Raw genomic sequence first — 24,312 nt, 5'->3', positions numbered from 1 at the left:
GACTTCTTTAACTAATGCATTAGCATTATTGTTATAAAGTTTGTACAATGCGACGCCCTGCTATGATTAGCGGGGCGATTATATTTTTAAGACTGCAAAAATTACGTCGTGCTATACTCATCAATAGCACTGCCGAAAGTGTAACAACGAGGCAATACACCATGTCTGATATGACGACAGATGCACAATGTGCAACTTCTTCCGCTATTTCTGTCACACCAGAAAAAACGAACCAAAAAACCAATTTACTCGATTTAAACCGCAAACAAATGCGCGAATTTTTTGCTCAAATGGGTGAAAAACCGTTCCGCGCTGATCAGGTCATGAAATGGATTTATCATTATTGCTATGATGATTTTGACCAAATGACCGATATTAATAAAGTCCTTAGAGCAAAACTGAAAGAAGTTGCAGAAATCCGTGCACCGGAAGTCGCTGATGAACAACGTTCATCAGATGGCACCATCAAGTGGGCCATCAAAGTGGGTGACCAACTGGTTGAAACCGTCTATATCCCAGAAGCAGATCGGGCAACACTGTGTGTCTCTTCACAGGTCGGTTGTGCACTGGAATGTAAATTCTGCTCTACGGCACAGCAAGGTTTCAACCGTAACTTACGTGTTTCCGAAATCATTGGCCAGGTTTGGCGAGCTGCAAAAATTATTGGTTCACTGAAATCCAGCGGACGTCGTCCAATTACTAACGTCGTAATGATGGGAATGGGCGAACCATTACTGAATTTGAATAATGTCGTCCCGGCAATGGAGATTATGTTAGATGACTTCGGTTTTGGTTTATCTAAGCGCCGTGTCACGATTTCCACTTCGGGGGTTGTACCTGCATTAGATAAACTAGGGGATATGATTGACGTTGCATTAGCGATTTCACTACATGCACCAACAGACGATATTCGCGACGATATTGTTCCAATTAATAAAAAATACAATATTGAAACTTTCCTCAACAGCGTGAATCGTTATTTAACCAAATCGAATGCGAATGCAGGAAGAGTAACTGTAGAGTATGTGATGTTAGATCACGTGAACGACAGTGTTGAGCAAGCTCATCAATTAGCAGAATGTTTAAAAAACACACCGAGCAAAATTAACTTAATCCCGTGGAACCCGTTCCCAGGGGCCCCTTACGGTAGAAGTTCGAATAGTCGTATCGACCGCTTCTGTAAAGTGTTGATGGGCTATGGTTTTACCACGATAGTGCGCAAAACACGCGGTGATGATATTGACGCTGCCTGTGGGCAACTTGCTGGTGACGTGATTGACAGAACGAAGCGAACGTTGAAAAAACGCTTAGCAGGGGAACCTATTAAGGTAAAAACAGTCTGATTTATAAATATGTTTGAATTAGTGAATTAGGTTATGATTTAGGGCGTTTTAGAGTTAGGCAAAACGCCCTTGTTAACCTACAATAGTAGAAGCAATAAGAAAAATTTAATTGTTGTTTCAACATGATGATAAATTATTGACGAATAAAGCTGCTCAATGTTTGCTTTATATATTTTAAACTTGGAAATAGTGTTGCCAGCAAATGACTATCGAAAATAATACCGAACAGACTACGACGACAGTCGGACAATTATTGACGCAAGCACGTGAGCGCATGGGGCTAACCCAAGATATTGTTGCAGAACGATTATGCCTTAAAATCAGTACGGTAAAAGAGATAGAACAAGATATTGCTCCCGCTGGTGTAGAACCGACATTTTTACGTGGTTATATTCGCCTTTATGCTCGAATGGTCGGCATATCAGAAAACGAATTAAAAACGTATTTGAAAACGGAAGAACCTGTCACATTAGCCAAAGTTTCTCCTATGCAAAGCTATTCTTTAGGGAAAAAACGTAAAAAGCGTGAAGGTTGGCTAATGAAACTGACGTGGTTGATTGTGATTGTGCTGATTGCAATGGTTGGTGTGTGGTGGTGGCAAGATCATAACGCACAGAAAAATGAGCTAGTTTCAATTGCAAATCAAAATGATTTGATTTTGTCTCAGCAAAATAACAGCACAACGCCGGTTGAATTGTCGACTTCAACAGAAATTGTCTCAACTGACACTGCCCCTGCCGCACAGGAAAATGCGCTTGAATTACAAGTTCAAGAGCCTGTATTAACCACAGACCCGATTACCGAGCCTGTCAGAACCATTCCATTACCTAATGCACCGCAATCTTCTGTTGCATTAGATAGAACACAAAACACAGAAACGACTGACCCTGTTGCAGTTAGCAGCCAAGCTTTGGTCTTAAACTTTACTGGCCAGTGCTGGTTAGAAATTCGTGACGCGAATAATAAAATCTTATTCAGTGGCACCAAAAATAATGGCGATAAGCTGGAGCTTGATGGCCCGCAGCCTTATCGTCTGAACATCGGTGCACCAGCAAATGTCACTGTACAGTTCCAAGGTAATGCCGTTGATTTAAGCCGCTTCATCAAAGCGAAACGTCCGGCAAAATTGAAGTTACCTGAAGCCTAAATTAGAAAGACAAAAAGAAGCAAACTATATCCGAAAACATCTTTTTTGATAGGCTATGGTTTGCTTTCTTGTGTATAGTTGAGCGTATAAAAATAATCGTTAAAACTATACCTCGGTAGCAAAGAGTACCACGGTAACAAAGAGCACATGGACGTTCGGAGAATTAAACAAAAATGCATAATGAATCACCGATAAAAAGACGTAAATCCACTCGTATTAATGTAGGCAGCGTACCAGTAGGCGATGGCGCACCTATCGCTGTCCAATCAATGACCAATACCCGCACAACTGATGTCGAAGCTACTGTCCGCCAAATTAAATCACTTGAGCGTGTTGGTGTGGATATTGTTCGCGTTTCTGTTCCTACGATGGATGCGGCAGAAGCGTTTAAGTTGATTAAACAGCAAGTTAGTGTTCCTCTGGTGGCTGATATCCATTTTGACTATCGTATTGCATTAAAAGTGGCCGAATACGGTGTTGATTGCTTGCGTATTAACCCAGGTAATATTGGTAGCGAAGAAAGAATTCGCCAAGTGGTTGATTGTGCACGCCATTACAATATTCCTATTCGCATTGGGGTCAATGGTGGTTCCCTTGAAAAAGATATTCAAGAGAAGTATGGCGAACCGACACCTGAAGCCTTAGTTGAGTCAGCAATGCGCCATGTGGATATCTTAGATAGACTGAATTTCAACCAGTTTAAAGTCAGTGTAAAAGCATCAGATGTGTTTCTCGCTGTCGGCTCCTACCGTTTATTAGCGAATAAAATCGATCAACCACTGCATTTAGGGATCACCGAGGCCGGTGGTGCACGTGCAGGTTCAGTAAAATCGGCAATTGGCTTAGGAATGCTACTGTCCGAGGGTATTGGTGATACCTTGCGTATTTCTTTAGCCGCAGACCCGGTTGAAGAAGTTAAAGTCGGTTTTGATATCTTAAAATCACTGCGTATTCGTTCACGTGGCATTAATTTTATTGCTTGTCCAACTTGTTCACGGCAAGAGTTTGATGTGATAGGCACGGTGAATGAGTTAGAACAGCGCTTAGAAGATATCATTACACCAATGGATGTGTCGATTATTGGTTGTGTGGTCAATGGTCCCGGTGAAGCGGAAGTGTCCACGCTAGGTGTTGCAGGCGCAAAAACCAAGAGTGGTTTCTATGAAGACGGTAAACGTCAAAAAGAGCGCTTTGATAATGACAACATTATCGACCAGCTAGAAGCTAAAATTCGAGCCAAAGCAGCGATGATGGATGAAAGCAAGCGGATTGAAGTCAATTTAAAAGATTAATTTTGTCTAATCTAGTGCCAAACGATTCATAGTGTCGTTTGGCATATTTAGAACAAACGCTATATCAATTATCCGCATTTTTTTCTAAAATCGGTCGCTCACCGTACAAATTGACAGATAAATCCCGATTAGTATCAGTAATTGGTGTTTGTTGATTGAACCAGATGATATTTCGCTCTTATAATCAAACTTATGTAATTCTGAAAATAGAGAAATAAAGTGGGAAAAAATATCCAAGCCATTCGCGGCATGAATGATTACTTACCAGCTGACACGCGTGTATGGCAGAAAATCGAAGCAACATTAAAAAATATTTTACAGGGTTATGGTTTTAGTGAAATTCGTACCCCGATTGTAGAGCAGACCCCGCTATTTCGCAGAGCGATAGGTGAAGTGACGGATGTCGTTGAAAAAGAAATGTACACTTTCAATGACCGTAATGATGAAAGTCTGACATTACGCCCTGAAAATACCGCAGGTTGTGTCCGTGCCGGTATTGAGCATGGTTTGCTGTACAATCAGGAACAGCGTTTGTGGTATTTAGGGCCAATGTTCCGTTATGAGCGCCCACAAAAAGGCCGTTACCGTCAATTTCACCAATTAGGTGCCGAAGTGTTTGGTCTTGCGGGTCCTGACATTGATGCAGAAGTCATCTTAATGACAGCGCGCTGGTGGAAAGCATTAGGTATTAGTGAGCATGTGACATTAGAGCTGAATTCGATTGGCTCACTAGAAGCGCGTGCTAATTACCGTGAGTCCTTAGTTGCTTTCTTAGAACAGCATAAAGACAAGCTGGATGAAGATTGCAAACGCCGGATGTACACAAATCCTCTGCGTGTTTTGGACTCCAAAAATCAAGACGTTCAGACTTTATTGAATGATGCGCCTGAACTGTTTGATTACCTTGATGTCGAATCACGTGAGCACTTTGATGGCTTATGCAAGCTGTTAGAAGCCGCTGGCGTTCAATACCGTGTTAATCAGCGTTTAGTTCGTGGTCTTGACTACTATAACCGCACTGTTTTTGAATGGGTAACAACGGCGTTGGGCTCACAGGGTACAGTTTGCGCGGGTGGCCGTTATGATGGCTTAGTTGAACAATTAGGCGGTCGTGCAACACCTGCGGTGGGTTTTGCCATGGGTATGGAACGCATGGTGTTATTAGTCCAAGAAGTGAATCCTGAATTTACAGCGGATGCTTCAGTGGCTGATGTTTATCTTGCTTCATTTGGCGAAAATAGCCAGCAAGCAGCGATATTAGTGGCCGAAAAAGTGCGTGATGCACTACCGACACTGCGGTTAATGACTAACCACGGTGGTGGTAACTTCAAGAAACAGTTAGCAAGAGCGGATAAACAAGGCGCTAAAATTGCCCTGATCTTGGGGGAAGATGAAATTCAAAATAACCAAGCCACATTGAAAGATTTACGCACAGGCGTACAAGAAACCATTTCGCAGCAACTTATGGCGTCACGCATAGCCGAGTTATTAGGTTAAGGAGAGACAAGTGGAAGTCTATACAAACGAAAATGATCAAGTCGATGCGATTAAACGCTTCTTTGCGAATAATGGCGTGGCATTAGTTGTTGGCCTCGTAATTGGTGTGGGTGGTGTATTTGGTTGGAACTACTGGCAATCACATAAAACCAATGTACTGCAAGAAAGCGCTCAAAAGTTTGAAGCAGTAAACACTCAGTTACGTTCAGGTTCAGAACAAAGTATTGTTGCAGCGCAAAAATTCGCAGCTGAAACTGACGATGTATACAGTGCGATGATGGGCTTAGAGCTTGCGCAAATCGCTGTGGATAAAGGTGATTTGGCTAACGCACAAACTGCTTTGACCAATGCACTAGCAAAGGCAAAAACCGCGGATATGCAAGATTTAATTAACCTGCGTTTAGCGCGAGTTCAATTGGCTCAAGGTAATGCGGACGGTGCGATAGCATCAGTTGCAAATATTAAAAGTAAGTCATGGCAAGCAACGGCACAGGATGTCCGTGGTGATGCTTTACTCCACAAGGGCGATAAAGCAGGTGCAAAAGCGGCTTACGCTCAGGGGTTAGAAAGTGAAGGCTCTCAATCTATTAGAGGTATTTTGACTCTGAAGTTGAACAACGTATCTAATTCATAAGAAGAAAGGAAACGACAAACATGCAGTTGCGCAAAACACTTTTAGTTGGCCTAGTCGCTTCAGCTTTACTTGCCGGTTGTTCCAGCGAAACTGATTCTATTATCATGGCGCCACTTCCACAGGTTGAAAATCAATTCAGCCCATCAATTGTTTGGGATAAATCTGTCGGAAATGGTGTTGAACAATTTTATTCTGAATTATCACCTGTTTGGGATGGTTCAGCGGTTTATGCAGCAGACCGTAAAGGTTTAGTTAAAGCTTTTGAACTCGATAGCGGTAAAGAGCTCTGGTCAGTCGATTTATCTAAACGAACAGGTTTTCTTTCTGCTAACTTGTCTGCGTTATTGTCAGGCGGTTTAACCGTCGATGGCGACAAAATCTTTGTGGGTACAGAGCGCGGAACCGTTATTGCGCTGAACAAAGAAGATGGCCAAGTCGTTTGGGATGTCGAAGTTGCCGGTGAAGCCCTTTCTAAACCGGTAGTGAGTAATGATTTTGTTATTATTCATACCAGTAATGGCCAACTGCAAGCTTTAGACGTCAATAGCGGTGAAATCAAATGGACCGTTAACATGGATACCCCATCGTTGTCATTACGCGGTGAATCTGCGCCTGCGGTTGCTTTTGGTGCTGCGATTGTCGGTGGGGACAACGGCCGTGTCAGTGCGGTGCTGTTGTCTCAAGGTCAATTAATTTGGCAACAACGTATTTCGCAAGTGACGAGTTCGACAGAAATCGGCCGCTTAAATGATGTCGACATGACACCAATTATTGATGACGGTAAAGTGTATGCGATTGCTTATAATGGCACATTGGCAGCACTGGATATGCGCTCAGGTCAAATTCTGTGGAAACGTGAGCTGGGCTCAATCAATGACATGGTGATGTCAGGTGAAAACCTGTATCTCGTTGACCAAAGTGACCGCGTATTATCTGTTCGTAAAAGCGATGGTGTGACGCTATGGACGCAGGAAGACCTGTTAAATCGTGGGTTATCTGCGCCAGAAATGTATAATGGCTATCTTGTTGTCGGTGATAAAGAAGGTTATCTGCATTGGTTAGACATGAATACGGGTGGGTTTGTTGCACAAAACAAATTAAACAGCTCAGGTATTCACAGTCGCCCAGTTGTTGCGAGTGATAAGCTAATGGTTCAGACAAAAAACGGAACAGTTTACCTGTTAACACGTTAATTTTCTGACAAACCGCCAATTTATCGATAAAATCAACGGTTCCTGAAGACAGGAGCCGTTTCGTTTTTTTGTTTTCTGAGTTAAAGCCTCAGAATTCCTTAAGTTAATAAAAGTTGTGAGGCATCTAAGAATGATACCCGTCGTAGCGCTGGTAGGGCGTCCAAACGTAGGAAAATCCACGTTATTTAACCGTTTAACCCGTACCCGTGACGCATTAGTAGCGGACTTTCCCGGTCTGACTCGTGATCGCAAATATGGTCGTGCTGAAGTTGAAGGGCATGAATTCATTATTATCGACACGGGTGGTATCGATGGGACTGAGGAAGGCGTAGAAACGCACATGGCCGCACAGTCCTTGCAAGCCATTGAAGAGGCCGATATTGTTCTGTTTATGGTTGATGCAAGATCTGGGTTAATGCCTGCAGATGAAGGTATTGCCAAACATCTTCGTAGTCGCAAGAAAAAAACATATTTAGTCGCGAACAAAACAGATGGCATCGATGTTACAACGGCAATCGGGGATTTTTACTCTCTTGGCTTAGGGGAAATTCATCCTATCGCAGCATCGCACGGCCGTGGTGTCACTCAGTTAATCGAACAATCGTTAAAACCTTTTATTGGTGAAGACGAAGAAGAGGTTGAGCTGACTGAAGAAGAAGAAAATGCGGCTTATTGGGCTGAGTTAGAAGCTCAAGGTGAGCTTGATGAAGACGAAGAAGATGACTTTGACCCAACAACACTACCGATTAAATTAGCCATTGTTGGTCGCCCGAATGTGGGTAAATCCACATTAACCAACCGTATATTAGGTGAAGATAGGGTTATTGTGTTTGATATGCCCGGGACAACCCGTGACAGCATTTACATTCCAATGGAACGCGATGAGCGTGAATATATCCTGATTGACACCGCAGGTGTTCGTAAACGTGGCAAAGTCACTGAAACAGTCGAAAAGTTCTCTGTAATTAAAACGTTACAAGCGATTGAAGATGCGAACGTCGTATTATTAGTCATTGATGCACGTGAAGGTATCTCAGACCAAGATTTATCTTTACTTGGTTTTATCCTCAATGCGGGGCGCTCATTGGTGATTGCGGTCAATAAATGGGACGGTATGAAGCCAGAAGACCGCGAACACGTAAAAGACATGCTTGAACTGCGTCTTGGCTTTGTTGATTTCGCACGTATTCACTTTATTTCTGCACTGCATGGTAGTGGAGTGGGGAATCTATTTGAATCAGTGCAAGAAGCTTACGAATCAGCAACTCGTCGAGTCGGAACGGCATTATTAACACGCATTATGAAGATGGCAGAAGATGAGCACCAACCACCGCTTATCCGTGGTCGTCGTGTTAAAATGAAATATGCCCATGCCGGAGGACACAACCCACCGATTGTGGTGATCCACGGTAACCAAGTTTCCGATTTACCAGATAGCTATAAACGTTATTTGATGAATTACTTCCGTCGTTCATTACAAGTGATGGGAACGCCAATTCGAATTCTGTTTAAAGAGGGTGAAAACCCTTATGCAGATAAGAAAAATAAGTTAACGGCAACCCAGCTACGTAAGCGTAAGCGTTTAATGCAGCATTTGAAAAAGCGTTAGTCAGTAAGGCGTTAATGAAGGTTTAATTAACCCTATTGAACAGACAAAGCCGTAACAAAATTATTCTGTTACGGCTTTTTAATATTATCTAGATTGATACTTTAAGAAAGAATATCGCCCTTACGTGACCAGAATACATCATGATGGACGAAGGGTAAGAATTAAAGATTGAGGGAAATTATGGACACTCGTTCTTCTACACGTTTAAACAAATATATTAGTGAAAGTGGTATTTGCTCAAGGCGTGAAGCTGACCGTTATATTGAGCAGGGTAATGTATTTATTAATGGTAAGCGTGCAGGAATTGGCGACCAAGTTTTTTCTGGTGACGTGGTAAAAGTTAATGGGCAATTAATTGAGCCGCGTAATGAAGAAGATTTAGTGTTAATCGCACTCAATAAGCCAGTCGGTATTGTTAGTACGACGGAGAGTGGTGAAAAAGATAATATTGTTGATTATGTTAATCACAGCACCCGAATTTTTCCAATTGGCCGCTTAGATAAAGACTCTCAAGGGTTAATTTTTCTAACAAACCATGGGGATTTGGTGAATAAAATTTTGCGAGCTGGAAATTCTCATGAGAAAGAGTATTTAGTTACTGTCAATAAGCCCGTTACAGATGATTTTATTCGTGGAATGGGCGCTGGAGTCCCGATCCTCGGTACAATGACTAAAAAATGTAAGGTTAAGAAGGAAGCGCCTTTTGTTTTTAGAATTACGCTTGTGCAAGGGCTAAACCGTCAAATTCGTCGTATGTGTGAGCATTTTGGTTTTGAAGTCACAAAACTTGAACGCGTTCGCATTATGAATGTTAAGTTGACCGGCATTCCTGTCGGTGAGTGGCGAGACTTAACGGATGATGAACTAATTGAATTATTTGATATGATGGAAAAATCTGAGTCAGACGTAAAATTGAAAAAGCCACAGAAATCCACTTCTGCGAGTAAAGGTAATACAAAGCAAGCGTCGCCAAGTAAACCAAAAGCAAAAACAGAAAACCCGACACGTAAAAAATTTACACAACCAGGTAGAAAAAAGAAAAAACGCTAACGTGCAGGTTTGATTAATAAGGCTGAATGAAAGAGTTAGCGAATGCTCTTTAATATCGGCCTTTAGTTTTTCAGTAAATGGTTCTTAAATAGTTTAATGCTATCTAGCGATATTAATGATTACAGATTGACTTCTAACCCAACATCTAACCAACTCTGTTGTGTTTTTTGTGCGATATTATTATCAAACAGTTTCTTAGCTGCGCGGATCGTTGCATCAGCAAATTCGATGAAGGTTGCCTTCGAGGTCACGCGTTTGTCAGATACGGCTTCAAGCCAAATTTTACCTGCAATATCCCATGTATAACCACCAAGGCTCTTGGCTAATAGGTAAAAGGCTTTATTTGGAATGCCTGAATTAATATGTACGCCGCCATTATCAATAAAAATAGGTAAATCCTGATATTGCGCCATATGGCCAACTTGTGGATCTCTAATATCGTCAGAAAGATAATAAGCGTCGCCTGGATCCATCATAGAACGTAGTGCTGGCGCATTTATTTGGTCGATAAATAAATTTTCCCCGAGCAACCAACTAGATGTATCCGCTGTTTCATTGTTCAAATATTGTTTCACCATAATACCAAGTACGTCTGCGACGGACTCATTCAGTGCTCCTGACTGGAAAGAGTATCTAAAATTAGCTTTTGAACTAATGAAACCATGAGCAAGTTCGTGAGCGATTATATCAATGTCGTTATAGAATGGACCAAAAACGATTCCATCCCCGTCACCAAAGAAAATAGCTTGAGAATTCCAAAATGCGTTAGCGTAGTTTGTTCCATAATGAATAACCGCATTAATATCAGCAGAACAGCCAAAAATTTGGTCAATATTTAATTTTTCCTTAAAAAAGGTACGAATAACACCAATTGAATTAAATACTTGCCCAGCTGGCCTTGAGGGAGCTTGAGTGTCGTCTTCGCACATAATGACAGCATAGTCATCATGTGGCATATGACTATCTGGAGAAAGTCCTGAACGTTCACAGATTGGTAGGTCGGAGTGCCAGTGGTGCTTATATGGAACGGGGAGTTGAGCGTCACGAATAAAGCGGTTATAACGCTTTCCAGCTGTATCTATAGGGCAAGATGAAAGATTATTGCGATGAAGTAAGGCATCTTCATGTGAATAGGTTCGGCTCATAATATCATTGATATGTGTGAGCGTTGGTTTTAAGTCACTATGACCTGCTTTAGTCACTAAATTGGCCAATAAACAAGGTGAGAGTAACGAACGGCCTAAAGATTGATTCATATTATAACTCCATTCAGTTGGGTGAAATGGAATCATAATTCGTCGTGATGATTTTGTAACTACCTGATATCTAAGCTTTAAAGTTAATTATTGTTATTTTATGTTAGGAAGGTAGAACAGTTATCTTTCTACCTTAATTTGTAAACCAATGTTATTAATTATGGCAAAACCCACTCTTTATTTAAGATTAAAAATTCAGTATAGAGAGCGGCCTCTTGGCTATTCGGTTCTGGGTGATAGTCGTATTCCCAGCGAACAAGTGGAGGCATTGACATTAAAATTGATTCTGTTCGGCCTCCACTTTGTAAGCCAAATAATGTACCTCTATCCCATACTAAATTGAATTCTACGTAACGGCCACGACGATATAATTGGAATTGACGTTCTCGTTCACCCCATGAATACTCTCGACGTTTTTCAACAATAGGCACATAGGCATCTAAAAAGCCATTGCCAATGGCTTGAGTGAAGTTAAAACAAGACTCAAACCCGCCTTGGTTAAGGTCGTCATAAAATAGCCCGCCAACACCACGAGGCTCATTTCTATGTTTCAGGAAGAAATATTCATCACACCAATTTTTATATTTAGGATAAACATCATGCCCATAAGGACGACATAAATCACGAGCAATGGTGTGCCAGTGGATAACATCTTCATGAAAACCATAGAAAGGGGTTAAATCAAAACCACCACCAAACCACCAAACAGGCTCACAACCTTCTTTTTCAGCAATAAAGAAACGGACATTAGCGTGGGTTGTTGGAATATAAGGATTCAGAGGGTGAATAACGAGAGAGACGCCCATTGCTTGGTAGCTGCGACCTGCAAGTTCAGGGCGATGGGCTGAAGCAGATGCAGGTAATTTTTCTCCTTTAATATGAGAGAAATTCACCCCTGCTTGTTCAAATAGTGCCCCTTTAGTTAGTACCCGGCTGCGACCTCCACCACCTTCAGAGCGTTCCCATGTTTGTTCTAGAAAAGTTTCTTTACCATCTAGCTCAGTGATTTTTTTGCAAATGGTCTCTTGCAAGCTTTGCAAATAGGTTTTTACACGATCAATATCTGGGTAATTCATTGTTTTATAATAGAACCATAGGTAAAAAATAATGGTTAAAGTATACCCTTTTGCTCGAAGAAAGGCATATTGAATATTGATTGTGTCGTAAAAGCAGAGATAATGGCAGAAAGATTAGGTTAAGCAGGCAAATAAGATGGAAATACGAGTCTTTCGGCAAAGTGATTATGAAGATGTCCTGACACTATGGGAGCGCTGTTCTCTCAATGAATTTTCAGGGGATCCTGAGCTCGATATCGAACGCAAATTACAGTGTGGGGCAGACTTATTTTTAGTGGCTGAAGTTGCCGGGGAAGTCGTTGGCACTATTATGGGAGGATATGATGGCATTCGTGGTACTGCTGTTTACCTTGCCGTTCACCCTGAATACCGTGGCCGTGGTATCGCTAATGCACTAGTGAGCCGACTAGAAAAAAAACTGATCGCCAGAGGCTGCGGAAGAATAGAGCTGTTAGTGAGTGAAGAGTCTGATGCGGCTATCTGTATGTTTGAAAAAATGTTGTATGAAGAAGAACAACCTGAACGTTTAATTTATTCGAAAAAATTAACTCACGAAACGGATTTTTAAGTTAATTGACTATTTATTTAACTATTCATGGGAATGTTTTAATAAATAGATTGTCACAATATGCATTATGCGACTCATAAAAGAGGATGATATGTCCCAACATGCAAAGTTGAATAGTAATAATGGATTATCGCCGTTGTTTAAGGCTTCTCTACTCTGTGGAGCAGCCCTGTTATCAGGGTGTGCGGGTGTGAAGGTTTTTTCACCGTCGACTTGGTTTAGTGGTCCACTGACGGTTTCTGACTCAGGCCTTGGTCAAGTGACTAGTTTTACACCAATGCAAGCGGATATCATTAAGAAACAACTGGATGACCACTATGCATTACGCAGCGGTATGCAAATGGAAAATGGGGATGTGGTCACAATTTTCCAAGGAATGGATGATGATGAAGTAAAATTAGAAATAGTTGGTCCAGAGCACGGCTATGTATCGCGAATTACGGTGAATGACCCTGATATCGCAACCGAATGGGGGCCTACGATTGGTACTGAATTTAGCGAAATTTATCAAAAAGCATTTGGTATTTGCGGCTTAGGTGAGCGAGTCAATGACGTTCCTACCATTGAATGTAATTCACCGCAATCAAGTAAAGTGGTTTACCGTTTTACAGGTAAATGGCAAGGACCAGAAGATTTAATGCCTTCAGATAATGACCTGAAAACATGGCAAGTCTCACAAATTATTTGGCATAAATAACCTCATTTCGTTAATGATATCGCCAGGTCTATTCATACTGGCGATATCTTCCCACTAAAATTTCTTTTTCCTTGTTTTCAAAGAAATTTCCCCTTTCTTAAATTTTCTTTCTTATAATAGACCGGAAACCTATATTCCCTTGCGTTAAAACAAGGCGAACATCATAGCGATAAGATAGAATATTAAAATCGCTTATATAAAAAATAGGTTATATAACATATTCATTTTACGAGGTTTACCGTATGTCTCATTCTCAAAGTGGTATTTTGAAAGAACATAGCCGTTTTGGTATTTTTATTGAAGCGCAAGTGCAAGAGGGAGCTCTGGATGAAGTTAAGTCTGGATGTAAAAGCTTTGTCGAGGCTTTAACCAAATTACAAGCGCAATATCCAGATGATCGCCTTGGTGCCGTTATCGCGTTTGGTTCTGACATCTGGAAACAGCTCGGTAAGGCAAATACTGCCCCTGAATTGAAACCATTTCGCACTCTAGGTAAAGGGCTTGCTCCTGCCACTCAACGGGATATGTTTATTCATATTCAATCACTGCGCCATGATATTAATTTTTCATTAGCGCAGGCAGCTTTAAAAGCATTTGGTAAATCTATCTCTGTAGTGGAAGAAATTCATGGCTTCCGTTGGGTAGATGACAGAGATTTAAGCGGTTTTATTGATGGAACAGAGAACCCGCAAGGGGAAGAAATTGCAGAAGTCACATTAATCGAAGATGGTGAAGATACAGGCGGAAGTTATGTTTTAGTCCAACGCTATGAACACGATTTGAGAAAATGGGATCGTTTTTCGGAACATGAACAAGAAAAAATGATTGGTCGTACGAAAAAAGATAGCGTTGAATTAGATGAAGATGCACGCAATGTCACCTCTCATGTCTCACGCGTGGTGATAGAAGAAGAGGGCGAAGAGCTTTCAGTTATGCGTCACAGCTTGCCATATGGTACAGCAAGCGGCAAACATGGCTTATTTTTTATCGCTTATTGTGCAAGGTTACACAATATTGAACAGCAATTATTAAGCATGTTCGGCGAAAAAGACGGCAAATACGATGATTTGCTACGTATGACGAAAGCCGTTTCGGGGAGTTATTACTATGCTCCGTCGATTGAGACATTGACGTCTCTTTGATCAATAAGTTGCCGCAGGGATGCGGCGATTGATAATTATTTATATAATCTATTATTTTCCATGTATTAATCGGTTTTTTTTAATTCTTTACGAGCTGCAGCAGCAATAAAACCACTACGGCTACCATATTCAGGATTAACCTTCACTAAAGCATCAATACGATGTAATAAACGATGCGGCAAGGTGATATTAATACGCTCAGTACGGCCATCGTATTTATCCATATCGACATCCACAAATAACCATATCCCATGCGCATATTCAGGTTGTATTGGGTTCAATAGCGTTTGCTGAGATTTCGATAATGGGATCTCAAAGCCTTTTTCACTCAATAATTCAAAATGAGCATCAATTGCTGATTTTGCTTCTGCGTAAGCCTCTTCTATATTGCTGCCCGCGAATGTACATCCTTCAATATCAGGAAACCAGCCACTTGCGCTGCCATCATTATCAATTTCAATAAAGGCGGTATAAAGCATTAGGTTATCTCCATTAAAGATAGCGCTCATGCGTGAACGCTTTTCTTATTTAATGTTTTAGTTTCGCAGCCTTCAAAATGTGATTTAGTGTGCCTATCTTTAAATCTTTTTGTGGATGCGGAACAGTAATTACAATTGAAAAATGTGGGTGGGAAAACTGATGGTGACTTCCTTTTATTCTTTCAAGTTTCCAACCGTTTTTTTGCAGTATGTTTATCAGTTCCGAACTTTGCACGATCCCTCCATTTCGTTAACTGATATACACATAATACACACTCTGAAGAGTGCTTACAATATTTAAAGTGTGTATTATGTGTATAAAAAAGAGAGAGGGGGAAAATGTTTAAGGTGTCTTTGCTTCGCTAAACTTAAAAATGAAACGCATTCATATCACTAACTAATTAAAAAATCAGTTAATTTTCCTGCTTATGACGTTCATTTCTTTGTTATTCCAATTTGGTATATAAAAAGGTGATTGATAGCTACACAGTTATAACCAAAACAGATACAGTGGTTTTAATCTTAGCCATTTGGGTTTAGTTACGAACAGGTGTGGAATGAAAAAATCATTTTTGAAAAAAACAGCACTAGCGAGTTTGGCAACGGTATCATTACTTGGGAGCTCGCCATTAGTTGCCGCTGAACTACTTAATAGCTCTTATGATATTGCCCGTGAATTATTTGTGGCATTGAATCCATCATTTGAAAAGCAATGGAATGAGGCTCACCCTGACGACAAACTCACGATTAAGCAATCACACGCAGGTTCATCTAAGCAGGCCTTAGCTATTTTACAAGGTTTGAAAGCGGATGTCGTGACCTACAACCAAGTCACTGACGTGCAAATTTTGCATGAGAAAGGGAATTTGATCCCAGCAGACTGGCAAGCGCGCTTACCAAATAATAGCTCGCCTTATTATTCAACGATGGCATTTTTAGTTCGTAAAGGAAACCCTAAAGGAATTAAAACGTGGGATGATTTAGTCCGCGAAGATGTCAAACTAATCTTCCCAAATCCAAAAACATCAGGAAATGGCCGTTATACCTACCTTGCGGCATGGGGCGCTTTTAATCAGGAAAATAAAGATGATAAAGCAAAAACCCGTGAACAAATGAAACAGTTTTTGAAAAATGTAGAGGTATTCGATACCGGTGGGCGTGGCGCGACGACGTCATTTATTGAGCGAGGGCTCGGTGACGTCCTCATTAGCTTTGAATCAGAGGTGAATAATATTCGCTCTCAGTATGGCGAGTCAGACTACGAAGTCATTGTACCGCCAGTGGATATCTTAGCGGAGTTTCCTGTCGCTTGGGTCGACAAAAATGTACAGAAAAATGGCACGGAAGACGTCGCTAAAGCTTACTTAAATTATCTCTATAGCCCACAGGCTCAAGAAATCATCACTCAGTATAATTATCGAGTGAATGACAAAGCGGTGATGAATGCAAATAAGGCTAAATTTCCTGAAACTCAGCTCTTTACCGTTGAGTCACAATTTGAGAGCTGGCCAAAAGTGATGGAGGTTCATTTTGCTACAGGTGGAGAATTTGACCAATTAATGGCAGAAGGGCGCCGTTAATGGAGCGTTCAGGAAAGCGTTTCTTGCCGGGTTTCGGGCTAACGCTAGGTAGCAGTCTATTTTATACCTGTTTGATATTGCTATTACCCATGAGCGCATTGGTAATTCAATTATCAGAAATGACATGGCAGCAATATTGGGCGGTCATTAGTTACCCGCAAGTGGTTGCCGCGTATAAAGTGACGTTATTGTCAGCGCTAGTGGCAAGCTTGTTTAATGCGGTGTTTGGCATGCTATTAGCGTGGATCCTAACGCGTTATCGTTTTCCTGGGCGTTTGTTCTTAGATGGTTTAGTGGATTTACCTTTTGCCTTACCTACTGCGGTAGCGGGGCTGACATTGGCAACCCTGTTTGCAACCTCGGGCTGGTATGGGCAATATCTGCAGCAGTTTGATATTAAAGTCGTGAATACTTGGCTGGGAATTGCGGTTGCGATGGCTTTTACTAGTATTCCGTTTGTTGTGCGTACAGTTCAACCTGTATTGGAAGAGCTCGGCCCTGAGTACGAAGAAGCTGCTCAAACCCTAGGTGCGAGCCGTTGGCAAACCTTTCGTCGAGTGGTACTGCCAGAGCTTTCACCGGCCTTATTAGCCGGAACGGTTTTGTCCTTTACACGGAGTTTAGGCGAGTTTGGTGCCATTATATTTATTGCGGGTAATATTGCGTGGCAAACCGAAGTTGTTTCATTAATGATTTTTAGTCAGCTACAGCAATTTGACTACCCGGCAGCCAGTGCTGTGGCCTCGGTTATTTTAGCGGTTTCATTGTTACTTCTATTTAGTGTCAATTTAGTACAAAGCCGCTTTGGTAAACGGTTAGGGGGCAAGTAATGGCGCAAATTACACCAATTCACACCGCTAGCCGTACTCAAATTAACTGGGGAAAATGGCTACTAATTGCAATAGGTTTATTGTTTTCATTTTTACTGTTAGTCATTCCAATTGTTTGGATATTTATTACGGCTTTTCAAAAAGGGTTAGATACCGTTTTATTAAATCTGGCAGACCCAGACATGTTACATGCCATTGGTTTAACAGTATTAATCGCTTTAATTACTGTTCCGGTAAATTTAGTCTTTGGCACTATGATGGCCTGGTTAGTAACGCGATTTCAGTTTCCCGGCCGCCAATTATTACTCACCTTGGTGGATATCCCATTTGCGGTTTCACCTGTTGTTGCGGGTTTGCTGTACTTACTTTTTTATGGCTCGAACAGCTGGTTTGGTGGGTGGCTTGAAGGTTTTGATATCCAGCTCATGTTTTCATGGCCAGGTATGGCGTTAGTGACCATTTTTGTGACGTGTCCATTTGTCGTGCGTGAGCTCGTGCCCTTGATGTTAAGCCAAGGTAGCCAAGAAGATGAAGCTGCGGTGTTACTGGGAGCGTCAGGATGGAAGATGTTTTGGCGTGTGACATTACCCAATATCCGCTGGGCACTACTGTATGGGGTCGTTTTAACTAACGCCCGGGCAATCGGTGAATTTGGTGCGGTTTCGGTAGTTTCAGGGGCTATTCGTGGGGAAACATACACCTTACCGTTGCAGGTTGAATTATTGCATCAAGATTATAATACGGTAGGGGCGTTTACGGCCGCAGGGATCCTCGCAGTCATGGCGATTATCACCTTAATTCTTAAAAGTGCATTGCAGTGGCATTTAAGTCGACAGCAATCTGAATCAGGAGTCCATTAATCATGAGTATTGAAATTGAAAAAATCGGTAAGTTATTTGGTAAAACCCAAGTACTCAACGATATTTCACTGGATATCGCATCGGGTGAAATGGTTGCCCTATTAGGGCCTTCTGGTTCAGGAAAAACAACCTTATTGCGTATCATTGCAGGGCTTGAACAGCAAAGTCAGGGGTTATTACGTTTTCATGGCCATGATGTCAGTAAAATTCACGCCAAAGATAGGCATGTTGGCTTTGTATTTCAACACTATGCGCTATTTCGGCACATGACAGTATTTGATAATGTGGCATTTGGTTTAACTGTTTTACCCAGAAAACAGCGGCCATCAGCTCAAGTTATTAAAGATAAAGTAACCAAATTGCTAGAAATGGTTCAACTTGGCCATTTGGCTTCACGTTACCCCGCACAACTTTCAGGGGGGCAAAAACAGCGTGTGGCATTAGCAAGGGCTCTCGCGGTTGACCCGCAAATTTTATTATTGGACGAGCCTTTTGGTGCGCTCGACGCACAAGTGCGTATTGAGTTACGCCGTTGGCTACGCCAATTACATGATGAATTAAAATTTACCAGTGTTTTTGTCACCCACGACCAAGAAGAAGCCATGGAAGTGGCGGACAGAGTGGTGGTGATGAGCCAAGGTCATATTGAACAAGTGGGTACACCGAGCGATATTTGGCAACGTCCAGAGACACGTTTTGTCCTTGAATTTATGGGGGAAATCAACCAAATCTCTGCCCATATCAAAGGTTCCACATTGAATATCGATGGATATGCGTTCCCACTAAAGCATACTGGTGCTCAGCAAGGTGAAGTCGATGTATTCTTACGGCCTTGGGATATTTCATTACAAGCGGAAGTGGATGAGCAGCACCGTTTACCCGTTAGGGTCACCGAATCGGGGCCAAGAGGGCATTTTTGGCAATTAACCGTTCAGCCTTTAGGTTGGGGTAAAGAACCGTTGTCAGTGATTTGGCAATCTGCTAAAACGATACCAACTCGAGGTGAGCGTTACTTTTTAGGCAGCCAACAGGCGAAGATTTATCAAGGGGATCAGGAATTAATTTTCCCACAGTTAGCTAAAAGTGCATGAATATAAAATTCAATAATTTATAACACTGATAAATATATTATTGGTGTTATATTTTCTATTATTTTCTTCATATATTAGCGATATTTAGGCTTTGTATATAAAAATATGCAGCCTAATTCCTTTTATGTTCAAAATCCATCTAACTCATTGATAAAATAGGGTTAATTATTGTATTTTTATGTGAAATATAACTGGTAATTCTATAAGCTTATTGTAATATAATATATCAATTAGCTATATCAGAAATGGTCATTAAGATAATCTATTTTTCTAATATTAATGTGAAGAGATTTCAACTTTCACGTACCAATATTGGGGTAATATCTTATCTCTATTGTTTCTTATTTATATATAAAAATTATAAGGATGGTAACGTGTCGGCTCTGGAACAATTTATCGGTAATACCCCATTAGTAAAACTTCAGCGTTTAACACAAGGGATTGAAACTGAAATTTGGGTGAAACTTGAAGGTAATAACCCCGCAGGTTCAGTGAAAGATCGCGCGGCATTTTCAATGATTAATGAAGCGCAATTACGGGGTGAAATTAAACCAGGTGATACGCTAATTGAAGCAACTAGTGGAAATACAGGTATCGCACTCGCGATGATTGCTGCGGTAAAAGGCTACAAACTGAAATTACTCATGCCTGATAACATGAGTAAAGAGCGACAAGCTTCAATGCAAGCCTATGGTGCAGAACTCATCTTAGTGAGTACGGCTGTTGGTATGGAAGGTGCCCGCGATTTGGCTAAGGAAATGGAACAAAGAGGCGAGGGGAAAGTTTTAGACCAATTTAATAACCCTGATAACCCGTTGGCCCATTTTAAAACCACAGGTCCTGAAATATGGCAGCAAACTAACGGTAGCATTACCCACTTTGTGTCCAGTATGGGGACGACAGGGACAATCACAGGGGTAAGCCATTATTTAAAATCACAATCTTCAGATGTACATGTTGTTGGTTTACAGCCTGCGGAAAAGAGCCAGATCCCCGGTATTCGTCGTTGGTCTCCTGGCTATTTGCCCGGTATCTTCGATGACTCGTTAGTCGACAGCGTGCTGGATATAAACCAGCAAGAAGCGGAAGAGACCATGAGAGCTTTAGCTAAAGTTGAAGGTATCTTTTGTGGGGTGAGCTCGGGTGGGGCGGTTGCCGGTGCATTAAAAGTGGCGAAGGCTAACCCAGGAGCGGTCATTGTGGCAGTCATTTGCGACCGAGGAGACCGTTATTTATCAACAGGTGTATTTAATGAGTGAGATAATTCAATGGCAAGTCTGTGCTCAATAAAAAATCTCCACAAATTATAACCACCCGCTATGCGGGTGGTTTGCTCTAGCCCTATAAGGGCTTATTACCGACCGCGCCTAAATGACGCTGCTTTCTCTTCGTTCAAGCTAATCTATTTGTTACTTTGACTGTAGTGGCATAGTTAATTTGGTCACCCATTATGGCAAAGCGTATAAGACGACTGTTCAGTGCTGGATTCAAGCTTGAAGCTGCTCAATTGGATCTTGACCAACGGCTAGAAGCATTATCCCTAATATAACTTGTAGTGCTTTTATTGATTGTTTTCTGTTACTTTCATTTGTTTTTCGGCTGTGGTAGTAATTGGCACGGCTGTGCTGTGGCACACTGGTATTTATTAAATTTCAGGCCACCAAAGTCATCAATATAAGCGACTTCAAAACTATTCCATGCTGGGTTTTTCAATGTCACGGTCGAATCACTAAACGGGGCGACAAGCACTTCAGGAAAATCTTTATCCTTACTTTGGTCAACATTGATATTGGTGATCACAATATTAAACGGGGTTGGATTCGATAACGTAATCTGTCCACCTTGTTTTGTGACTTTTAAATCGCGCTGAAAATCTTTCTCGGCAGAGACTTTGTAGTCAATACCTTTTGGGCGATAAAACAGTTTTAAGCGTGATTGAATAGTAAACTGAACCGCATTCGCTTCTTTACCTTGCGGTGGAATACCTAATACATTGAAATACAAAAGACTCTCCCTGTCCGTTGGTAAGGTATTTTGTCCATCCATATAGGCAATTTTGATCTGTTTTTTCTGTTTAGGGCCGATTTTTTGTAAAAAAGGTAACGCCACTAGTGAGTTAGTCAGCTTTTCACCTTTCTGGTTTTCTATCCATGTCTGCGCTAAAAATGAAGAAGCGGTATCTTGGTTTTCAACAACGACACTGGTTCCGCCATCGGCTTCATTAAAAATAATACGGGTTCTATCTAACCCAAGGACGGCATACGCTTGGCTCATGACGCTTGATAGTAAAACAACGGAAAATACTTTTTTAAATAATGTCATTTTTTCACCCATTGAAATCACATTAGTGACGACAAGTAATTGAATCGCTACTTTTAGCCAGGAGGCTGTCAGCTAAGAACGTGCATGCTTGTGCATCTCCCCAGTTGACGCTAAGCTGATCGCCCATGTTCAACCCGGTTAAGTAGACGATGCCAGATTCAGCAATAATGCCTGAAACTTTACCCGTTACGTTATTTTTCACCACTGAGCCTAATGGTGGGTATTGACCATTAGCTAGCTTAATTCGTGTTATCAGCGATTTACCAATATCCGCATCCATTTTAGCATAACCGATTGCACCATCAGTGAGTGTAGACGCTAAAACATTATCATCAATGTTTACGGTGTCTGGTAAGTTGTTCACATCCACCTTATACTCCATATTATAGTAGGTCGGAACGTTACTGATAGTAGCTAACCCACGACTATTCGTCGTCGCATTGCCATTTTCAATAATCACGCCTTTCGCATTTGGCACATCAACCACTAAGCGAGATTGGTCACGATACGTTAAACGGTGCGCTGAAATACCGTGTTGTGTCGCGGTGACCGAGCCACTCACTGTCATACCCAGCGACGTCATTGAGTCCGATAATGACCCTGTGACTTGCACTTGGCCAGCATCCGCACTGTGTGATACATATGTGCTCACCATCCCTTCCGATAACCCATCTTGGGTTGATGCAGTTAAATTATAGTTCGTATTGCTATCAATATGACGACTGTAATTCACATTATTCGCATAGCGCTTGTTGTTGTCACTATAAGAGGCGAAATACGATATGGATGCATTATGGTTTTCAGAGTTTAACGGTTTGCTGACTGATAAATAAACCTGGTTATCTGTTTTATTATTAGCTCCACGAACTTGGTTTAAAGACAGGGATATGTTCCCACCTTTCATGATACCTTCATCGAAGAATTTATTTAGCCCCACACTGAAATAGTTATTTTGCTTACCATTCCAATAGGTTTTACGGGATGCGGTGATATTCGCACTCGCATTAATCCCAGGTAATTGCTGAGCGTAAGACAATGAAAAAACATGTTTATCTTTATTGGTATCGATATTTTGTCTGTCGACAAAGTTTTGCTCAACAAAATTAGATAAAGAGTTAAAGGTTCTGTCGGCAAAACGGTACCCGGTTAATGTCAACTGCCCATTAAAACTCGGTAAATCTTTGGCATAGTTGATACGGTAGCTTTTGCCTTTCTCATGCCCCAGTAAGGTATCGGCGTAAGATTGGGTGATATCCACCGAAAAAGCCCCTAAAAAGCCGATATTTTGACCAATACCGAGGTTAATAGCTTTATATTTATTTCCCGCTGTCGCCACTATTCCCCCAAAAACAGAGGTATTGTTAAACACCCCAACAGAGCTTTCGACAGTCATAAAATTGTCGTTAGCATGGGTACCATTTTTCGGGGATAGTTGACCTAAATTCAAGGTGTAGCGCGCTTGTCCTTTACGGGTTAAAAACGGAATATTGGTTGTGGTAAACTGAAATTTCGTTTCTTTACCGTTATCCTCTGCTACGGTTACATCGATGGTTCCCATGATGGATTGACTTAAGTCCTTAATCACAAAAGGACCCGCCGGCACTTTCACTTGGCTGATGATACGGCCATTTTGTGATAAGGTCACCGTTGCATTTGAGGCTGCAACCCCGGTAATTTGAGGCGCATACCCCCTGAGATTCGGTGGCATCATGCTTTCATCGGTGAACATGCTCACGCCTTTGAAACGCACGCTATCAAACAAATCTGATTTAATAAAAATTTCCCCGGCAAACAACTTCGCCGATAAGCTGGTAATATCCCTAAAAGCGTAGACTTGGTCCCAATCTAAGTTGCGTTTCTTGCTACTCTGTCCATCTTCGCCAACCAATTTATTTTCATATTGGTAATTTGCCCGTAAACGCCATTGCGCGAAGTTAGCGCCCACATTTCCGAAGGCATATAACTGGTTACGTGTTTCTTCGTTTTTACGGGTTAAATGATTATCGCTAATCGTATAATCTAAAATTAACCCAGCAATACCGTAATCGCGCATTTCAGGGGTTACCCACGAAGAATAAGTCGATTCCATATATTTCTGAGGTATCGAAATACTCAGAACTTGTTCGCTATCATTAAAATCGATAGCCACGTTTTGATCGAGAGAGAGTAAATTAATACAATCGTTTTCTTGAGAGGAAAGTAATATTTCTTTCGCCTCTTCATTTAATGGGAAACGTTTTATTAACTGCGCCGTAATACACGGCTCAATTATTCCACCATTATTAATAAATTTAATTTTTTCGCCGCGGATGATTTTTTTATCATTTAAAATGATATCCGACTCATATAAACCTTCACTTAAACTATTTTTTTCAAAATAGCTTAGGTCAATATTATCGTCTACAGATAAATTAAGGGCGTTGATATTAAAAGTTTCAGCGTTCGTATATCCACCACACATAATGAGTGAGATAATATAACCTATATTTTTTCTGTTAAAATACATGTTGGCACTCTTATGCTAATCGATAGAGGAAATACAAAGCTCTGAGAGATCCCCTCATAATTTCCCCAAAACGTAACCATGTGTGAATAGATTTTGAGTAAGCAGGGTTGCAGCCACGAGTGAGTCTTCCCTTGTTATTG

23 protein-coding genes are annotated in these 24,312 nt (G+C 41.3%); 16 read left to right on the top strand and 7 right to left on the bottom strand.

What is annotated here, in order from left to right; genetic code table 11:
• Positions 1-161: 161 nt before the first annotated feature.
• The 8 genes from G6Q48_RS15975 (at position 162) to rluF (ending at position 9,765) form a co-directional block, all read left to right on the top strand.
• Positions 162-1,343, top strand: coding sequence for a bifunctional tRNA (adenosine(37)-C2)-methyltransferase TrmG/ribosomal RNA large subunit methyltransferase RlmN (locus tag G6Q48_RS15975; RefSeq protein ID WP_004912645.1), 1,182 nt, complete (start codon positions 162-164; stop codon positions 1,341-1,343).
• Positions 1,344-1,545: 202 nt separating this feature from the next.
• Complete coding sequence (gene rodZ, locus G6Q48_RS15970) at positions 1,546-2,490, top strand: cytoskeleton protein RodZ (protein WP_102137552.1); 945 nt, start codon at positions 1,546-1,548, stop codon at positions 2,488-2,490.
• Positions 2,491-2,663: 173 nt separating this feature from the next.
• Positions 2,664-3,782 (top strand): flavodoxin-dependent (E)-4-hydroxy-3-methylbut-2-enyl-diphosphate synthase, encoded by a 1,119-nt coding sequence (gene ispG / locus G6Q48_RS15965; protein WP_166267526.1) that lies wholly within the window; start codon positions 2,664-2,666, stop codon positions 3,780-3,782.
• 219 nt (positions 3,783-4,001) lie between these two features.
• Positions 4,002-5,279 carry a histidine--tRNA ligase gene (gene hisS / locus G6Q48_RS15960; protein ID WP_166267524.1) on the top strand — a complete coding sequence of 426 codons (1,278 nt, stop codon included), beginning with the start codon at positions 4,002-4,004 and terminating at the stop codon, positions 5,277-5,279.
• A 10-nt stretch (positions 5,280-5,289) separates the two neighbouring features.
• Positions 5,290-5,913: a YfgM family protein gene (locus G6Q48_RS15955; protein ID WP_102137554.1), complete on the top strand. Its 624-nt coding sequence runs from the start codon at positions 5,290-5,292 to the stop codon at positions 5,911-5,913.
• A 20-nt stretch (positions 5,914-5,933) separates the two neighbouring features.
• A complete protein-coding gene (gene bamB / locus G6Q48_RS15950) occupies positions 5,934-7,106 on the top strand; it encodes an outer membrane protein assembly factor BamB (protein WP_166267522.1) in 1,173 nt (390 codons plus the stop codon).
• 130 nt (positions 7,107-7,236) lie between these two features.
• Positions 7,237-8,715, top strand: a complete 1,479-nt coding sequence (gene der / locus G6Q48_RS15945; RefSeq protein WP_102137556.1) for a ribosome biogenesis GTPase Der — start codon at positions 7,237-7,239, stop codon at positions 8,713-8,715.
• Positions 8,716-8,895: 180 nt separating this feature from the next.
• Positions 8,896-9,765, top strand: coding sequence for a 23S rRNA pseudouridine(2604) synthase RluF (rluF, locus tag G6Q48_RS15940; protein WP_102137557.1), 870 nt, complete (start codon positions 8,896-8,898; stop codon positions 9,763-9,765).
• 119 nt (positions 9,766-9,884) lie between these two features.
• Here rluF and G6Q48_RS15935 read toward each other — a convergent pair whose 3' ends face one another.
• Positions 9,885-11,021, bottom strand: a complete 1,137-nt coding sequence (locus G6Q48_RS15935) for a M4 family metallopeptidase (protein ID WP_166267520.1) — start codon at positions 11,019-11,021, stop codon at positions 9,885-9,887.
• 158 nt (positions 11,022-11,179) lie between these two features.
• Positions 11,180-12,097 (bottom strand): oxygen-dependent coproporphyrinogen oxidase, encoded by a 918-nt coding sequence (hemF, locus tag G6Q48_RS15930; protein WP_166267518.1) that lies wholly within the window; start codon positions 12,095-12,097, stop codon positions 11,180-11,182.
• Between the two features lie 136 nt (positions 12,098-12,233).
• Between hemF and G6Q48_RS15925 the strand changes: the two genes are divergently transcribed.
• From G6Q48_RS15925 to G6Q48_RS15915, 3 genes are all read left to right on the top strand, one after another.
• The gene (locus G6Q48_RS15925; protein ID WP_004264887.1) at positions 12,234-12,665 is read left to right on the top strand and encodes a GNAT family acetyltransferase; all 432 of its coding nucleotides are present in this window, start codon (positions 12,234-12,236) and stop codon (positions 12,663-12,665) included.
• Positions 12,666-12,756: 91 nt separating this feature from the next.
• Positions 12,757-13,362, top strand: a complete 606-nt coding sequence (locus G6Q48_RS15920; protein ID WP_166267516.1) for an RpoE-regulated lipoprotein — start codon at positions 12,757-12,759, stop codon at positions 13,360-13,362.
• A 242-nt stretch (positions 13,363-13,604) separates the two neighbouring features.
• A complete protein-coding gene (locus G6Q48_RS15915; protein WP_166267514.1) occupies positions 13,605-14,504 on the top strand; it encodes a Dyp-type peroxidase in 900 nt (299 codons plus the stop codon).
• 65 nt (positions 14,505-14,569) lie between these two features.
• Here the strand turns inward: G6Q48_RS15915 and G6Q48_RS15910 are convergent, their stop codons facing one another.
• Together G6Q48_RS15910 and G6Q48_RS15905 are read right to left on the bottom strand one after the other, a co-directional pair.
• Positions 14,570-14,983 carry a type II toxin-antitoxin system HicB family antitoxin gene (locus G6Q48_RS15910; RefSeq protein WP_094961723.1) on the bottom strand — a complete coding sequence of 138 codons (414 nt, stop codon included), beginning with the start codon at positions 14,981-14,983 and terminating at the stop codon, positions 14,570-14,572.
• A gap of 49 nt (positions 14,984-15,032) precedes the next feature.
• On the bottom strand, positions 15,033-15,218 hold the full coding sequence (locus tag G6Q48_RS15905) for a type II toxin-antitoxin system HicA family toxin (protein WP_094961724.1): 186 nt from the start codon (positions 15,216-15,218) through the stop codon (positions 15,033-15,035).
• A 322-nt stretch (positions 15,219-15,540) separates the two neighbouring features.
• Here G6Q48_RS15905 and G6Q48_RS15900 point away from each other — a divergent pair, with 322 nt between their 5' ends.
• From G6Q48_RS15900 to cysM, 5 genes are all read left to right on the top strand, one after another.
• Positions 15,541-16,563: a sulfate ABC transporter substrate-binding protein gene (locus tag G6Q48_RS15900; protein ID WP_102137561.1), complete on the top strand. Its 1,023-nt coding sequence runs from the start codon at positions 15,541-15,543 to the stop codon at positions 16,561-16,563.
• Complete coding sequence (gene cysT, locus G6Q48_RS15895) at positions 16,563-17,393, top strand: sulfate/thiosulfate ABC transporter permease CysT (protein WP_102137562.1); 831 nt, start codon at positions 16,563-16,565, stop codon at positions 17,391-17,393. Before G6Q48_RS15900 ends, cysT begins: the two co-directional genes overlap by 1 nt.
• On the top strand, positions 17,393-18,253 hold the full coding sequence (cysW, locus tag G6Q48_RS15890) for a sulfate/thiosulfate ABC transporter permease CysW (protein ID WP_102137563.1): 861 nt from the start codon (positions 17,393-17,395) through the stop codon (positions 18,251-18,253). The genes cysT and cysW overlap by 1 nt, the downstream gene beginning before the upstream one ends.
• A 2-nt stretch (positions 18,254-18,255) precedes the next feature.
• Positions 18,256-19,344, top strand: coding sequence for a sulfate/thiosulfate ABC transporter ATP-binding protein CysA (gene cysA, locus G6Q48_RS15885; protein ID WP_102137564.1), 1,089 nt, complete (start codon positions 18,256-18,258; stop codon positions 19,342-19,344).
• A 374-nt stretch (positions 19,345-19,718) separates the two neighbouring features.
• Positions 19,719-20,603, top strand: a complete 885-nt coding sequence (gene cysM / locus G6Q48_RS15880; RefSeq protein WP_166267513.1) for a cysteine synthase CysM — start codon at positions 19,719-19,721, stop codon at positions 20,601-20,603.
• Positions 20,604-20,928: 325 nt separating this feature from the next.
• Here the strand turns inward: cysM and G6Q48_RS15875 are convergent, their stop codons facing one another.
• The 3 genes from G6Q48_RS15875 to G6Q48_RS22275 all read right to left on the bottom strand — a co-directional run.
• Positions 20,929-21,666, bottom strand: a complete 738-nt coding sequence (locus G6Q48_RS15875) for a fimbrial biogenesis chaperone (RefSeq protein ID WP_166267511.1) — start codon at positions 21,664-21,666, stop codon at positions 20,929-20,931.
• A gap of 22 nt (positions 21,667-21,688) precedes the next feature.
• A complete protein-coding gene (locus G6Q48_RS15870) occupies positions 21,689-24,172 on the bottom strand; it encodes a fimbria/pilus outer membrane usher protein (protein WP_102137567.1) in 2,484 nt (827 codons plus the stop codon).
• A gap of 54 nt (positions 24,173-24,226) precedes the next feature.
• Positions 24,227-24,312, bottom strand: an 86-nt coding sequence (locus G6Q48_RS22275) for a hypothetical protein (RefSeq protein WP_039139885.1), incomplete at its 5' end; no start/stop codon positions are given.

The organism is Providencia sp. M-27, assembly GCF_011077905.1.
Lineage (GTDB): Bacteria > Pseudomonadota > Gammaproteobacteria > Enterobacterales > Enterobacteriaceae > Providencia > Providencia huaxiensis.
The sequence above is the reverse complement of the archived record's forward strand: the minus strand, read 5'-3'. Positions and strand labels throughout refer to the sequence as shown.